General features: G+C 41.0%; 19 protein-coding genes. 18 read left to right on the top strand and 1 reads right to left on the bottom strand.

The annotated features are described in order from the left end of the window. Positions 1–210: 210 nt before the first annotated feature. Entirely contained in the window at positions 211–1,374 is a 1,164-nt protein-coding gene (locus AAEY55_RS14000) for a hypothetical protein (protein WP_086998963.1), read from the bottom strand. Positions 1,375–1,798: 424 nt separating this feature from the next. Between AAEY55_RS14000 and AAEY55_RS14005 the strand changes: the two genes are divergently transcribed. The 18 genes from AAEY55_RS14005 (at position 1,799) to rplQ (ending at position 12,496) form a co-directional block, all read left to right on the top strand. Continuing rightward, positions 1,799–3,748 carry an AsmA family protein gene (locus tag AAEY55_RS14005; protein ID WP_089368840.1) on the top strand — a complete coding sequence of 650 codons (1,950 nt, stop codon included), beginning with the start codon at positions 1,799–1,801 and terminating at the stop codon, positions 3,746–3,748. Positions 3,749–4,020: 272 nt separating this feature from the next. Beyond that, complete coding sequence (gene rplN, locus AAEY55_RS14010) at positions 4,021–4,389, top strand: 50S ribosomal protein L14 (protein ID WP_011329449.1); 369 nt, start codon at positions 4,021–4,023, stop codon at positions 4,387–4,389. 10 nt (positions 4,390–4,399) lie between these two features. After that, positions 4,400–4,714 (top strand): 50S ribosomal protein L24, encoded by a 315-nt coding sequence (gene rplX, locus AAEY55_RS14015; protein ID WP_011329448.1) that lies wholly within the window; start codon positions 4,400–4,402, stop codon positions 4,712–4,714. A 16-nt stretch (positions 4,715–4,730) separates the two neighbouring features. Beyond that, positions 4,731–5,270 carry a 50S ribosomal protein L5 gene (gene rplE, locus AAEY55_RS14020; protein ID WP_011329447.1) on the top strand — a complete coding sequence of 180 codons (540 nt, stop codon included), beginning with the start codon at positions 4,731–4,733 and terminating at the stop codon, positions 5,268–5,270. Positions 5,271–5,280: 10 nt separating this feature from the next. Further along, positions 5,281–5,586, top strand: coding sequence for a 30S ribosomal protein S14 (gene rpsN, locus AAEY55_RS14025; RefSeq protein WP_011329446.1), 306 nt, complete (start codon positions 5,281–5,283; stop codon positions 5,584–5,586). Between the two features lie 21 nt (positions 5,587–5,607). Then, positions 5,608–6,000 (top strand): 30S ribosomal protein S8, encoded by a 393-nt coding sequence (gene rpsH / locus AAEY55_RS14030; protein WP_011329445.1) that lies wholly within the window; start codon positions 5,608–5,610, stop codon positions 5,998–6,000. A 13-nt stretch (positions 6,001–6,013) separates the two neighbouring features. Beyond that, positions 6,014–6,547: a 50S ribosomal protein L6 gene (rplF, locus tag AAEY55_RS14035; RefSeq protein ID WP_011329444.1), complete on the top strand. Its 534-nt coding sequence runs from the start codon at positions 6,014–6,016 to the stop codon at positions 6,545–6,547. 9 nt (positions 6,548–6,556) lie between these two features. Beyond that, a complete protein-coding gene (gene rplR / locus AAEY55_RS14040) occupies positions 6,557–6,907 on the top strand; it encodes a 50S ribosomal protein L18 (RefSeq protein ID WP_011329443.1) in 351 nt (116 codons plus the stop codon). A 9-nt stretch (positions 6,908–6,916) separates the two neighbouring features. Beyond that, complete coding sequence (rpsE, locus tag AAEY55_RS14045; RefSeq protein ID WP_011329442.1) at positions 6,917–7,423, top strand: 30S ribosomal protein S5; 507 nt, start codon at positions 6,917–6,919, stop codon at positions 7,421–7,423. 2 nt (positions 7,424–7,425) lie between these two features. Then, a complete protein-coding gene (gene rpmD, locus AAEY55_RS14050) occupies positions 7,426–7,608 on the top strand; it encodes a 50S ribosomal protein L30 (RefSeq protein ID WP_011329441.1) in 183 nt (60 codons plus the stop codon). 4 nt (positions 7,609–7,612) lie between these two features. Further along, positions 7,613–8,047, top strand: a complete 435-nt coding sequence (gene rplO, locus AAEY55_RS14055) for a 50S ribosomal protein L15 (RefSeq protein WP_011329440.1) — start codon at positions 7,613–7,615, stop codon at positions 8,045–8,047. Between the two features lie 10 nt (positions 8,048–8,057). Continuing rightward, positions 8,058–9,386 carry a preprotein translocase subunit SecY gene (gene secY / locus AAEY55_RS14060; protein ID WP_011329439.1) on the top strand — a complete coding sequence of 443 codons (1,329 nt, stop codon included), beginning with the start codon at positions 8,058–8,060 and terminating at the stop codon, positions 9,384–9,386. Between the two features lie 22 nt (positions 9,387–9,408). Continuing rightward, entirely contained in the window at positions 9,409–9,522 is a 114-nt protein-coding gene (gene rpmJ / locus AAEY55_RS14065; RefSeq protein WP_002959476.1) for a 50S ribosomal protein L36, read from the top strand. Between the two features lie 124 nt (positions 9,523–9,646). Continuing rightward, complete coding sequence (gene rpsM / locus AAEY55_RS14070; protein WP_006794252.1) at positions 9,647–10,003, top strand: 30S ribosomal protein S13; 357 nt, start codon at positions 9,647–9,649, stop codon at positions 10,001–10,003. A 12-nt stretch (positions 10,004–10,015) separates the two neighbouring features. Beyond that, the gene (gene rpsK / locus AAEY55_RS14075) at positions 10,016–10,402 is read left to right on the top strand and encodes a 30S ribosomal protein S11 (RefSeq protein ID WP_002959471.1); all 387 of its coding nucleotides are present in this window, start codon (positions 10,016–10,018) and stop codon (positions 10,400–10,402) included. Between the two features lie 21 nt (positions 10,403–10,423). Further along, positions 10,424–11,044: a 30S ribosomal protein S4 gene (rpsD, locus tag AAEY55_RS14080; RefSeq protein ID WP_011329438.1), complete on the top strand. Its 621-nt coding sequence runs from the start codon at positions 10,424–10,426 to the stop codon at positions 11,042–11,044. 24 nt (positions 11,045–11,068) lie between these two features. Further along, positions 11,069–12,055, top strand: a complete 987-nt coding sequence (locus AAEY55_RS14085; protein WP_011329437.1) for a DNA-directed RNA polymerase subunit alpha — start codon at positions 11,069–11,071, stop codon at positions 12,053–12,055. A gap of 39 nt (positions 12,056–12,094) precedes the next feature. Next, positions 12,095–12,496: a 50S ribosomal protein L17 gene (gene rplQ, locus AAEY55_RS14090; protein ID WP_002959450.1), complete on the top strand. Its 402-nt coding sequence runs from the start codon at positions 12,095–12,097 to the stop codon at positions 12,494–12,496. Positions 12,497–13,282: the final 786 nt, after the last annotated feature.

The raw sequence follows: 13,282 nt of genomic DNA on the forward strand, positions 1-13,282 counted from the left end.
AGCATTTTATTATTTAACAGAAAAGAAGATTGCACGGGGTATGCCAGCTTCACTTTATTGCAGTGAATATGGTTTTAGGTGTTTTAAAACAATAGCTTATAATTAGTAGAGGGAGAGGTGCAGAGATAAGATTTTAAGGGGTTTTACATTTGTGGTGCATAAATTAACCTAGCTGCACCAAATCGGCGCTGCTAGGTTAGTTATTAATAATTAACCAAAAATAGTACGCATTAAGCTAATTGTTTCGTTAACTCCACGACCTTTTTGTACTTCATTAATAATAGAATCACGTTTGCTACGAATATGCTCAGGAATATCGTCAGCTGCAAGTGCGCGGTCTACTAAAATTTCTGCAGATTCTTTACCTCTACGCTTAGTTTTACCTGTACCTGAAGTACTGCGCTTTGGCTTGCTTAGCAGCTTGATGTAATTAGAGCTATCGGCTGTTGTGGTGTCTGCATAGTAAAAAAAGCACGGAATAAGCGCTTTAATGCTTACCAGCTGCTCTTCTAATTCGTTGTCTGCTTTAGCCATTTTAAACCAAGACAGAGTTTGAATTTTTTGTACTATGTCTTGCCAGTAACGCTCAAAGTCAGTGTTTTTTAGCTTGCTAACACCCAGTGCGCCACATAAAGCATCTAATCTATTATTGCTAATAGGAGTAAATACGTCAGGACGACGCATCGCTAATAAGCGAGTTGCTGGAGCGAGCGTTGGCTTTTCGTTACCATCGCTAAAAGCTTTTAAGTAAGCAGCAACAAATTGCTGGTACTCATAATGAGTAATATTACCTTCCAACGGAATATTGCTAAGTGCATCATCAAACGCATCAGGCATATCAGCCAGTAGTTGATGAAACGCTTTAGCGCTTTTAGTTGATGCAAACCATTCAACATCAAAGTTGTAAGTGCTTGGATCAAGCGATGCCATGTGCTTACCACTAAATGCAAGTAAGTCTTCTGGGATCATATCTTTAAGTGATTGCGGGCGAATGCTTGCAATGTAGCTTGTTAAGCGAAGCTGCTCATCAAGTGCAATAAGATCTTTGTGCTGCTCAATAAATGTAGTTACTACAGGCCAAGGCGCTACACGTAACGTTTTAACTTGTAAAAAGCTAATAGCAGAAATAAGTTGGTCGTGCAGTTTTTTTAGTACTGGTAACTGTTGCGGCTCTAGCAAGTCGTAATTCATACGATCTTTGCTTGCGTTAAGCAGTTCATAGCACCAAAGTAAAAAATCATCTGGGTGGTTTTCTACTTTCACGGCCATTAGATTTAGGCTGAGTTCTGAGGATTGCTTCAGAATGTTTTGGTATATTTGGTTTTCTTGCTCGCCTAGCGACATTTGTGACGGTGAAATTAGCAGTTTTTTCATGCCTTGTAGAACCTCGAGTTAGATGCATTTTTTAGCTGGTCTATTTTAGCGCAAATCTTGCAATAACAACAGAGGCATATACAAGCCTTAAGAATACAACAGTTAAAGTGCTCATAATTATTAATTTATTAAAACAATAAAATAGTTAACTTCAGTGACGAAAACTCAATTAGTTTAGATTGTTTGAAAATCATACGACAGTGTGTTTTTCATGTCTTACTTGTTGAAAAGTAATGATTTGTTGTTTTTTATAAAGCGTTCATGTGTTGTTTGTTAATATTTAAATAGTGTTGATATTATTAGCGCGTAGATTCATCATTAAAAAATAAATTAGTTGAAAGTTATTTTTTTTAGTACTGACAATGATTTTAGTGATAACTCTCGCTATGATATGAGTATTATTTGCACATTTGAAAGGACGATCATGAAAACCTTATTTAAAATTATAGGTGTAATACTGCTGTTATGTATTGCACTTATCGTTGCAGCACCCTTTTTAATTCCTACTGATGCTATTTTTAATAAAGTCTCTGAGCAGGTAGAACAAACCACAGGACGTACATTAACTATTAAAGGCGATAAAACGCTGAGTGTATTTCCTGCATTAAAATTAGAACTTAATGATGTACATTTTGCCAACATGAAATCGGGCTCTCGCGCCGATATGGCAAGTATGCAGCAGCTTGCAGTACACATCCCTTGGCTATCGCTATTAGATGGTGAATTTAAACTCGATAAGTTTGTTATTAACGAGCCTGATATTTTATTAGAGACCGATAAAAACGGTAAAGCTAACTGGCAGCTATTTGATGCGGTAGCTGAGCAGCCTAAAGAGCAAACAGGATCTGCGGAAGCTATAAAATTACCTGAGAACTTTGACATTGAGCTAGGGGAAGTTGCCATTTATGGTGGTACCTTTACTTATTTAGATGGTAAAACCGGGGTTAAACAGCAAATAAGTGATTTAGAACTGGCTATTTTACTTCCATCACTGCGTAAAACATTAGAAGTAAAAGGCGCAATAACTTACATGCAAGAGCGCTTTGAGCTTGATGTAAAACTAGATACGCCAGCAAAAGCGATCGAAGGTACTACTTTTAATATTCAGCAGAGTTTAGATTCACGTTTAGTTGATTTAACCTTTGAGGGAACTATTGCTAAACAAGGCCAAGATATAAAAGGTCAGTTAGCGCTAAGTGGAGACTCGGTAAAAAATATAGCCAAATGGCAAGGTGTAGAGTTAAACGCCAAAGATAACGCCTTTAATGCTTTTAGTGTAAATGGCAAAATGCATTTAGCGGGTGAGCAATTTAAGCTTGAAGAGCTTATTGCCACATTAGATGCACTGCAAATAAAAGGTAAAAGTGAGCTTAATTTAGGTAAACGACTTGCTGTAATGGCAAACATTGACTTAGGTATGCTTGACTTAAACCCATACTTACCAGAAGCCGTAGCTAAAAAAGAGCAGCCAACTACAGACGAAACTAAACCAGCAGAGCCTATTGTATGGGACGACACTAAAATAGACTTAAGTGCCTTAAATACGCTTGATGCTAATGTAGTAATACGCTCAAGCGGTTTAAAAGCTAACGATATTAAACTCGGTGCAAACCAATTTACAGTAGCGTTAAAAAATAGTGTCGCTAAATTAAGCTTAGATAACTTTGCAGCCTATGAGGGAACAGGGAAAGGGGCAATTAATATTAATGCCCAGCAAATACCTTATAAAATAACCACTAATTTTGATTTGGCAGGTATTGATGCACAACCGTTATTAACCGATGCCGCAGGATTTGATAAATTAATGGGTAATGGCTCATTAAATTGGAACTTAACCACAAATGGGCAAAGCCAAAAAGAGTTTGTTAACGCACTTAATGGTGAGTTAGGGTTTGAGTTTGCTAATGGCGCAGTACAAGGCGCAAATATAGCTGAAATGATTCGCAAAGGTAAAGAGTTGCTTAAAGGTAATGTAGGGGCTGTATCAGAAGGACTAGATACTGGCTTTGATAAGTCACAGCAAACCGACTTCTCAGCATTAACGGGTAGCTTTAAGTTTACTAATGGGGTGGGCCATAATAACGACCTGTCGTTAATCAGCCCACTGATCCGTATTTCAGGCGAAGGTGATGTGGATTTACCTAATACTATTATTAATTACCGACTAGTAACCGGTATAGTCGGTTCTATTGAGGGGCAGGGTACAACCGATGATAGTACCGGCTTTAAAATACCACTGCGTATTAAAGGGCCATTCCATGATGTAGGCATTAAGCTTGATTTTGGTAATGCGCTTAAAGAAGAAGCAAAAGAAAAGCTCAAAGAAAAAGCAAAAGACAAACTTAAAGATAAATTGAAAGGTTTGTTTGGCTAAAACCCTGATAAATAATCTACAAGGCACTAAGATAGTGCCTTGTTTGTTTTGTAACCATATGTAAAGTAGCTAGATAGCCGTAATTACTCAATATTAATTAGCTTTCCCTCATAATTAATTAAAAAATAACCTACCGCTCCCCCCGTAATGCTGGTACAATTGCCCGCCCTTAAGAGACAACTAGCTTGTTTTTTGAGTGGATTTCAATCGAAATGTCTTGATTTTAAACGAATTTAAGACAAGTTGTAATTACTACACCGGAGGTCATTAACATGATCCAAATGCAAACTCAGCTGGAAGTTGCTGATAACAGCGGCGCTCGCAAAGTGCAGTGTATAAAAGTCCTTGGTGGTTCTCACCGTCGCTATGCAGCGATTGGCGACATCATTAAAGTTTCTGTAAAAGAAGCTATTCCTCGCGGTAAAGTGAAGAAAGGTGATGTTAAAAACGCGGTAGTTGTGCGCACCAAAAAAGGCGTTCGTCGTCCAGACGGTTCTTTGATCCGTTTCGATAGCAATGCAGCTGTTATCTTAAATGATAACTTGCAGCCTATTGGTACTCGTATCTTCGGCCCTGTGACTCGTGAACTTCGTAATGATAAGTTCATGAAAATCGTTTCACTAGCCCCAGAAGTACTGTAAGGAGTCTATCATGGCAGCAAAAATCCGTCGTGATGACGAAGTAATCGTTCTAGCAGGTAAAGACAAAGGTAAGCGCGGAAAAGTGCTTTCAGTTGTTACTGAATCTGGAAGATTATTTGTCGAAGGCATAAACTTGATCAAAAAGCACCAAAAGCCGGTTCCACAATTGAACCAGCCTGGCGGTATTGTTGAGAAAGAAGCGTCTATCGACGTATCAAACGTTGCGATCTACAACTCGGAAACGAGTAAAGCAGATCGTGTAGGTTTCAAGATTGAAGATGGTAAGAAATTACGTATCTTTAAATCTACTGGTAAAACTATTTAATAGTTGGAGTAGAATGATGGCGAAACTGCATGAAGTATATAAAGACAAAGTAGTAGCTGAACTTCAAGAGAAGTTTGGTTTCAGCTCTGTCATGCAAGTCCCTCTGATCGAAAAGATCACATTGAATATGGGCGTGGGCGAAGCCCTAGCTGACAAGAAAATTCTAGATAACGCTGTTGCGGATCTAGCTGCAATCTCTGGTCAGAAACCTCTAATCACTAAAGCACGCAAATCTGTTGCTGGCTTCAAAGTGCGTGAAGGTTACCCGATAGGTTGTAAAGTAACCCTACGTGGCGAACGTATGTGGGACTTTTTTGAGCGTTTGGTATCAATCGCTATCCCACGTATTCGCGACTTCCGTGGCGTAAGTGCTAAGTCTTTTGATGGACGTGGCAACTACAGCATGGGCGTACGTGAACAAATCATCTTCCCAGAAATCGATTACGATAAAGTAGACCGTGTACGCGGTATGGATATTACTATTACTACTTCTGCGAAATCTGATGAGGAAGGCCGTGCGTTGTTAGAAGCGTTTAACTTCCCATTCAAGAAATAAGGGTAGGGTTATGGCAAAGAATTCTATGAAAGCGCGCGAAGCAAAGCGCACAAAACTAGTTGCTCAGTTCGCTGAAAAGCGCACAGCACTAAAAGCTATCATCAGTGATGTTAATACATCTGAAGATGATCGTTGGGACGCGGTACTTAAGCTACAAGCTTTACCACGTGATTCTAGCCCTGTACGTCAGCGTAATCGTTGTAACATTACGGGCCGCCCACATGGTTTCCTTCGCAAATTCGGCATGAGCCGTATTAAAGTTCGCGAAGCAGCTATGCGCGGTGAAATTCCTGGCCTTAAAAAAGCTAGCTGGTAAAAGAATCACGGGAGTAAGACTATGAGCTTGCAAGATCCTATCGCGGATTTGTTTACACGAATCCGTAACGGTCAGTCAGCGAAGAAAGTATCTGTAACGATGCCTAATTCAAAACTGAAAGTAGCAGTAGCTAAAGTATTAAAAAATGAAGGTTACATCGCTGATTTCGCAATCAATGGCGACGTAAAACCTGAGCTTTCTATCGAATTGAAGTACTTCGAAGGCAAAGCTGTTATTGAAAATATCCAGCGTGTTAGCCGCCCTGGTTTACGTATCTATAAGAGACGTGACGAATTACCAAAGGTAATGGGTGGTCTAGGTATCGCTATCGTATCAACTTCTAAAGGCCTAATGACAGACCGCGCAGCACGTAGTGCAGGCGTTGGTGGTGAAATCATTGGTTTTGTAGCTTAATCGGAGGGGAACTATGTCTCGCATAGCAAAGGCACCAATTAGTGTTCCTGCCGGTGTAGAAGTTACATTAAAAGGCCAGGAAATCACAGTTAAAGGCAAAAACGGTGAATTAACTCGTACTATCAACAACGCTGTTGAAGTAAAAGTTGAAGAAAACGTTATTACAACTTTACCTCGTGAAGGCGTAACAGATGCATGGGCTCAAGCAGGTACTGCTCGCGCTCTAATCAACAATATGATTGTTGGTACGCATGAAGGTTACGAGAAGAAACTTCAGTTAGTAGGCGTTGGTTACCGTGCAGCAGCTAAGGGTAAAACATTAGATTTAACTCTTGGTTTCTCGCACCCAGTTCATTTCGCAGTTCCTGAAGGAATTACGATTGAAACTCCAAGCCAAACAGAAGTTCTAGTTAAGGGCGTAGATAAGCAGTTAGTTGGTCAAACAGCTGCTAACATTCGTGCATACCGTAAACCTGAGCCATATAAAGGCAAGGGTGTTCGTTATTCAGATGAGAATGTGCGCCGTAAAGAGGCTAAGAAGAAGTAAGGTAAGACGATGGATAAAAAAACAGCTCGTCTACGTCGTGCTAAACGCACTCGTAGAAATTATATTGAACAAGGCACAACGCGTCTTGTTATCCACCGCACGCCACGTCACATATACGCTCAAGTAGTTACTGCTGAGGGTACTGTACTGGCTGCTGCTTCTACTGTTGAAAAAGCTATTTGCGAAACAGTTAAAGGCACCGGCAACGTTGCAGCTGCGCAAGCAGTTGGTAAAGCGGTTGCTGAACGTGCGGCTGACAAAGGCATCGAAAAGATTGCTTTTGATCGTAGTGGCTTTAAATATCACGGCCGTGTGAAGGCGCTAGCTGATGCTGCGCGTGAAGCCGGTTTGCAATTCTAGGAGTAGACAATGGCTAACGTAGAAGCAAAGCAACAACAGCCTGATCTAGCTGAAAAGCTAATCGCGGTGAACCGTGTGTCTAAAGTAGTTAAAGGTGGTCGTATCTTTAGCTTTACAGCACTAACAGTAGTTGGTGATGGCGCAGGTAAAGTAGGTTTTGGTTATGGTAAAGCACGTGAAGTTCCAGCTGCTATTCAAAAAGCAATGGAAAAAGCACGTCGCAATATGATCAATGTAGACCTAAATGGCAACACATTACAGCATCCTGTTAAAGGACGTCATGCTGGCTCACAAGTGTTTATGAAACCAGCCTCTGAAGGTACTGGTATCATCGCTGGTGGTGCAATGCGTGCGGTACTAGAAGTGACTGGTGTGCAGAACGTACTTTCTAAATGTTACGGTTCTACTAACCCAATCAACGTAGTGCGTGCAACAATCTCTGCTCTTGAGAATATGAATTCTCCTCAGTCGATTGCTGCTAAACGTGGTCTTCGCATAGACGAGATACTGGGGTAACCATGGCAAATCAAACTGTAAAAGTAACACAAGTAAAAAGCTCTATCGGTCGTTTACCGAAACATAAAGCTACATTACGCGGTCTTGGTTTACGTCGTATCAACCACACTGTTGAGTTAGAAGACACAGCATGTGTACGTGGTATGATAAACCAGGTTTCTTACATGGTTAAGGTAGAGGGTTAATTTCATGCATTTGAATACACTTTCACCTGCTGCAGGTTCAAAAACTGCTCCAAAACGTGTTGGTCGTGGTATCGGTTCTGGTCTTGGTAAGACTGGTGGCCGTGGTCACAAAGGTCAAAAATCACGTTCTGGCGGTAAAGTACGCGTTGGTTTCGAAGGCGGTCAAATGCCTATGCAACGTCGTCTACCTAAGTTCGGTTTCACTTCTCGCAAATCATTAGTATCTGCAGAAATAAACCTATACGAAATCGCTAAAGTAGAAGGCGATGTGGTAGACCTAAGCGCGTTACAAGCAGCTGGTCTAGTTAAAAAGAACGTTTTGTTCGTTAAAGTTGTTAAATCTGGCGAAGTTTCACGCGCTGTTACCGTTAAGGGCCTTAGAGCCACTAAAGGTGCACGCGAAGCTATCGAAGCTGCCGGAGGCAAGGTAGAAGACTAAGGAAGTACTAATGGCTAAACCAGGTCAAGATATGCAAAGTGCACAAGGTGGACTTTCGGAATTGAAGCGCCGATTACTCTTCGTATTAGGTGCTATCATTATATACCGTCTAGGTTCATTTGTGCCGATCCCTGGGATTGACGCCGCTGTACTTGCCGATTTCTTCGAGCAACAAAAGGGCACCATTGTTGAGATGTTCAACATGTTTAGCGGTGGTGCGCTTGAGCGAGCTTCAGTGTTAGCACTGGGTATTATGCCGTATATCTCGGCTTCGATTATTACGCAACTATTAACGCATATGTATCCTCCGTTTATAGAGCTTAAGAAAGAAGGTGAGCAAGGGCGTAAAAAAATTAGCCAGTACACACGCTATGGCACGCTTGTGCTTGCTACTATCCAATCAATCGGTATTGCCACAAGCTTACCGGGCATGATGGAAGGGTTAGTTGTTAACCCTGGTATGGGTTTCTATTTCACCGCAGTGGTGAGTTTAGTGACTGGTACTATGTTCCTTATGTGGTTGGGCGAACAAATAACAGAACGTGGTATTGGTAACGGTATCTCTGTTTTAATATTTGTTGGTATTGTAGCTAACCTGCCGTCTGCTATTGGTTCGACAGCTGAAATGGCGCGCCAAGGTGATTTGAATGTTTTTGTACTGTTGATGGTTGCGGTAATCGTATTCGCTGTTACTTATCTTGTAGTGTTTTTTGAACGTGGCCAACGACGTATTGTTGTTAACTACGCTAAACGCCAACAAGGTCGTCAAGTATTTGCTGCCCAAAGCACGCATTTACCACTAAAAGTAAATATGGCGGGTGTTATTCCACCAATTTTCGCTAGCAGTATAATTCTGTTCCCTGGTACAATTGCCAGCTGGTTCGGCCAGGGTGAAGGTCCGGTCGCTGATGTGTTACAAGCTATAGCTACAACGTTGACCCCAGGTCAGCCATTGTATGCAATGGTTTTAGCAGCAGCTATCATCTTCTTCTGCTTTTTCTACACAGCGTTGGTGTTTAACCCACGTGAAACAGCAGATAACCTGAAGAAATCTGGCGCATTTATCCCAGGTATTCGTCCAGGTGAGCAGACATCTAAATACATTGATAAAGTGATGACACGCCTGACATTGGCAGGTGCTTTGTATATAACCTTTATCTGTCTGGTGCCTGAATTCATGACAATGGCATGGCAAACGCCATTCTACTTCGGCGGTACATCAATTTTGATTATCGTAGTTGTTATCATGGACTTTATGGCACAAGTACAGACTCACCTGATGTCTCATCAGTATGATTCTGTGCTGAAAAAAGCGAACCTTAAAGGCTATGGTCGATAAGGTCAGTTTACGGAGTTGAGCAATGAAAGTACGTGCTTCCGTTAAGAAAATATGCCGTAACTGTAAAGTTATTAAACGTGCTGGTGTAGTACGCGTAATTTGCAGTGAGCCTAAGCATAAGCAAAGGCAAGGTTAAGTAAACAGCGTGCAGGCTGAGTTTTCTCGGCCTGTGTTTTTAGTAGTGATTTGGTCTTCGTTTGAGTATCCTTACGGGCTCTTCAAACAGATGATTACCAAATTCGAATATAGGAGATGTGTTAGTGGCCCGTATTGCTGGCATTAACGTCCCTGATCATAAACATGCAGTTATTGGTTTAACAGCTATTTATGGCATAGGTAAGACTCGCTCTAAGGCTATCTTAGCAGCGACTGGTATCGCCGAGACCACAAAAATCGGTGAACTTTCAGACGAAACTCTTGACGTATTGCGTGATGCAGTTGGCAAGTACACCGTTGAAGGTGATCTTCGTCGTGAAGTTACTTTAAATATCAAGCGCCTAATGGACCTTGGTTGTTATCGTGGCCTACGTCACCGTCGCTCTTTACCACTACGTGGTCAAAGAACTAAGACTAACGCGCGTACCCGTAAGGGTCCTCGTAAGCCTATTAAGCGATAAGGGGATAGTATTATGGCTAAGACACCAATTCGTCGTAAAAAGGTTAAAAAACAAGTTGCTGATGGTATGGCTCATGTTCATGCTTCTTTCAACAACACTATTGTAACGATTACCGATCGTCAAGGTAATGCACTATCATGGGCTACTGCCGGTGGTTCAGGTTTCCGTGGTTCACGTAAATCTACTCCATTTGCTGCTCAGGTTGCTGCAGAGCGTGCAGGTACTGCTGCTCAAGAATACGGTTTAAAAAATCTAGAAGTTTTCATCAAAGGTCCAGGTCCAGGTCGTGAATCTGCTGTACGTGCTTTGAATGCTGCTGGCTACCGTATTACCAACATTACTGACGTGACGCCAATACCACATAATGGTTGTCGTCCACCGAAGAAACGTCGCGTTTAACAATAGGTTAGGAGAAATAACATGGCAAGATATTTGGGCCCTAAGCTCAAGCTGAGTCGTCGTGAAGGCACTGACCTGTTCCTTAAGAGCGGCGTAAGAGCTATCGACTCTAAGTGTAAACTTGAGACTGCACCTGGTCAGCATGGCGCTCGTAAAGGTCGCTTATCTGATTACGGTTTACAATTACGTGAAAAGCAAAAAGTACGTCGTATCTACGGTGTATTAGAAAAGCAATTCCGTAACTACTACAAAGAAGCTGCTCGCCTTAAAGGTAATACAGGTGAAAACTTGTTACAGCTATTAGAGCAACGTTTAGACAATGTTGTATATCGCATGGGTTTTGCTAGCACACGTGCAGAAGCACGTCAGTTAGTAAGCCATAAAGCGATTTTAGTTAATGGTCGTGTTGTGAATGTTCCTTCGTACGTAATTGCTCCAGAAGATACTGTTGTAATCCGTGAGAAGTCTAAAACACAAGCACGTATCATCGCTGCTCTAGAGTTGGCTGAGCAACGTGAAAAGCCGACTTGGGTTGAAGTTGACGGTAAGAAATTGGAAGGCAGCTTTAAGCGTCTACCTGAGCGTTCAGATCTGTCTGCGGACATTAATGAACAACTAATCGTCGAACTTTACTCTAAGTAAAGTTAAGAGTTAAGAGAGGATAAAATGCAGGGTTCTGTTACAGAATTTCTAAAACCAAGGTTAGTCGATATCGACGCTATCAACCCAACACGTTCTAAAATAGTTTTAGAACCACTTGAGCGTGGCTTCGGTCACACTTTGGGTAATGCCTTACGCCGTATACTGCTTTCATCTATGCCTGGATGTGCAGTAACTGAAGTTGAAATCGACGGTGTATTGCATGAGTACAGCGCGAAAGAAGGCGTTCAAGAAGACATCATTGAAATACTATTAAACCTAAAAGGTTTAGCAGTAACGTTAGAAGGCAAAGATGAAGTTTTTCTGACCCTGGCTAAATCTGGTGTAGGCCCTGTGACTGCGTCAGATATTCAGCACGATGGCGATGTAACAATTGCTAACCCAGATCATGTTATTTGTAATTTAACAACAAATAACAGCGAGATCAGCATGCGTATTCGTGTTGAACGTGGTCGTGGTTATGTGCCGGCATCTAGTCGTTTATCCTCTGATGACGATGAGCGTCCAATTGGTAGATTGTTGCTTGATGCATCATTTAGCCCAGTTGAACGTATTGCGTACTCGGTTGAATCAGCTCGAGTTGAGCAACGTACAGATTTAGACAAGTTAATCATTGATATGGAAACAAACGGCACTTTAGATCCAGAAGAAGCGATCCGCCGTGCGTCTACTATCTTAGCTGAGCAATTAGATGCATTCGTAGATTTACGTGATGTAACTGAGCCAGAAGAGAAAGAAGAGAAGCCAGAATTCGATCCTATTCTACTTCGTCCAGTTGATGATCTTGAACTAACAGTACGCTCAGCAAATTGTTTGAAAGCCGAGCAAATTCAATATATCGGTGATTTAGTTCAGCGCACTGAAGTTGAGCTTCTTAAAACGCCTAATTTAGGTAAGAAGTCTCTAACTGAAATTAAAGACGTGCTAGCTTCACGTGGACTTTCTCTAGGCATGCGCCTAGAAAATTGGCCACCTGCAAGTTTAGCTGAATAATCTAAATCACTATATTAGTTTAGTTAGAAGGATAGGGTCATGCGCCATCGTAAGAGTGGTCGTCAATTAAACCGTAACAGTAGCCATCGTAAAGCGATGTTTAGCAATATGGCAGGTTCTTTGGTGAAACATGAAATCATCAAAACTACTTTGCCTAAAGCGAAAGAGTTACGTCGTGTAATTGAACCTTTAATCACACTGGCTAAGACTGACAGTGTAGCAAATCGCCGTTTAGCGTTTGCTCGCACGCGTGATAATGAAGTTGTTGGTAAGTTATTCAGTGAAATCGGTCCACGTAACGCGGATCGTCCAGGTGGTTACACTCGTATTCTTAAGTGTGGCTTCCGTACTGGTGATAATGCACCAATGGCTTATATTGAACTAGTTGGTCGCCCAGCGACTAGCGAAGCAGTTCAAGAAGACGCACAGTCTGCAGAGTAAGTCTTAAAGAAACCTAAAAGCCGAGCCTATGCTCGGCTTTTTCTTGCCTAAAATTTGTTAATCTATATGGATCAGTGATTACCTTCTATTATGATCGTTTACGAGTACTGACTCATAGATTCTAAATTGATAAGTTGTTTTAACACCTGCTTTAATATCCCTACCAAGTTACTCTTTACTTATTACTCATTCAAAATAGCCTATCAGATCATGGTTAAGGATTATCTTCATTATATATTGTTCGTTTAGAGCTATTATATAATACAACTCCAAAACTTAGATTATCCAGTAGAGCGGCCCACTACGAAGTTTATATTTATAAATCTGATTATAAGACATAACGTGTACTCATTTACCTATATACCTATATTAAGAATCTCATATCAAGGTTGAGTATTACGGCCTAAGTAAACTTATTTCTTAATATTATTAAATTATGATTAAACATAGCTCGATCAATTCAATTTTCGCCTTTTGATTACTTTAAATGATTTTAAGTAATACGAGTCTTCTCATATTGGTTAGTTATTTAGCATAGATGATCCAAATATGTCTTTATTCATTAGTAGTTGTCATAACTTTCATTTCAAATAGCGCTATAAATTTCTTAACGATAGTAGTTTAGTTGTGTTTTTAAGCGTTTAGCTCAAATACTCAGCGAACAGCAGTTTATTTCAAGTTTTCTTTAAAAAACAGTTGATCTGTTTTTGGATCTCCCTATAATGCGACCCCACTGAGAAGGGAAACGCCGAAGCATAGCAAGGCAGCAACTACTTAGAGAGTTAA

The sequence above is a fragment of the Pseudoalteromonas sp. 120-MNA-CIBAN-0494 genome (assembly GCF_040308885.1).
Classification (GTDB): domain Bacteria; phylum Pseudomonadota; class Gammaproteobacteria; order Enterobacterales; family Alteromonadaceae; genus Pseudoalteromonas; species Pseudoalteromonas nigrifaciens.

What these genes read in the sequence shown, in the direction of transcription:
- secY (WP_011329439.1), top strand. Translation starts at nt 8,058, where the DNA reads ATGGCTAAACCAGGTCAAGATATGCAAAGTGCACAAGGTGGACTTTCG.
- rplE (WP_011329447.1), top strand. Translation starts at nt 4,731, where the DNA reads ATGGCGAAACTGCATGAAGTATATAAAGACAAAGTAGTAGCTGAACTT.
- rpsK (WP_002959471.1), top strand. Translation starts at nt 10,016, where the DNA reads ATGGCTAAGACACCAATTCGTCGTAAAAAGGTTAAAAAACAAGTTGCT.
- rpsH (WP_011329445.1), top strand. Translation starts at nt 5,608, where the DNA reads ATGAGCTTGCAAGATCCTATCGCGGATTTGTTTACACGAATCCGTAAC.
- AAEY55_RS14000 (WP_086998963.1), bottom strand. Translation starts at nt 1,374, where the DNA reads ATGAAAAAACTGCTAATTTCACCGTCACAAATGTCGCTAGGCGAGCAA.
- rpsE (WP_011329442.1), top strand. Translation starts at nt 6,917, where the DNA reads ATGGCTAACGTAGAAGCAAAGCAACAACAGCCTGATCTAGCTGAAAAG.
- rplN (WP_011329449.1), top strand. Translation starts at nt 4,021, where the DNA reads ATGATCCAAATGCAAACTCAGCTGGAAGTTGCTGATAACAGCGGCGCT.
- rplF (WP_011329444.1), top strand. Translation starts at nt 6,014, where the DNA reads ATGTCTCGCATAGCAAAGGCACCAATTAGTGTTCCTGCCGGTGTAGAA.
- rpsD (WP_011329438.1), top strand. Translation starts at nt 10,424, where the DNA reads ATGGCAAGATATTTGGGCCCTAAGCTCAAGCTGAGTCGTCGTGAAGGC.
- rplO (WP_011329440.1), top strand. Translation starts at nt 7,613, where the DNA reads ATGCATTTGAATACACTTTCACCTGCTGCAGGTTCAAAAACTGCTCCA.
- rpmJ (WP_002959476.1), top strand. Translation starts at nt 9,409, where the DNA reads ATGAAAGTACGTGCTTCCGTTAAGAAAATATGCCGTAACTGTAAAGTT.
- rplR (WP_011329443.1), top strand. Translation starts at nt 6,557, where the DNA reads ATGGATAAAAAAACAGCTCGTCTACGTCGTGCTAAACGCACTCGTAGA.
- rpmD (WP_011329441.1), top strand. Translation starts at nt 7,426, where the DNA reads ATGGCAAATCAAACTGTAAAAGTAACACAAGTAAAAAGCTCTATCGGT.
- rpsN (WP_011329446.1), top strand. Translation starts at nt 5,281, where the DNA reads ATGGCAAAGAATTCTATGAAAGCGCGCGAAGCAAAGCGCACAAAACTA.
- rplX (WP_011329448.1), top strand. Translation starts at nt 4,400, where the DNA reads ATGGCAGCAAAAATCCGTCGTGATGACGAAGTAATCGTTCTAGCAGGT.
- rplQ (WP_002959450.1), top strand. Translation starts at nt 12,095, where the DNA reads ATGCGCCATCGTAAGAGTGGTCGTCAATTAAACCGTAACAGTAGCCAT.
- AAEY55_RS14085 (WP_011329437.1), top strand. Translation starts at nt 11,069, where the DNA reads ATGCAGGGTTCTGTTACAGAATTTCTAAAACCAAGGTTAGTCGATATC.
- AAEY55_RS14005 (WP_089368840.1), top strand. Translation starts at nt 1,799, where the DNA reads ATGAAAACCTTATTTAAAATTATAGGTGTAATACTGCTGTTATGTATT.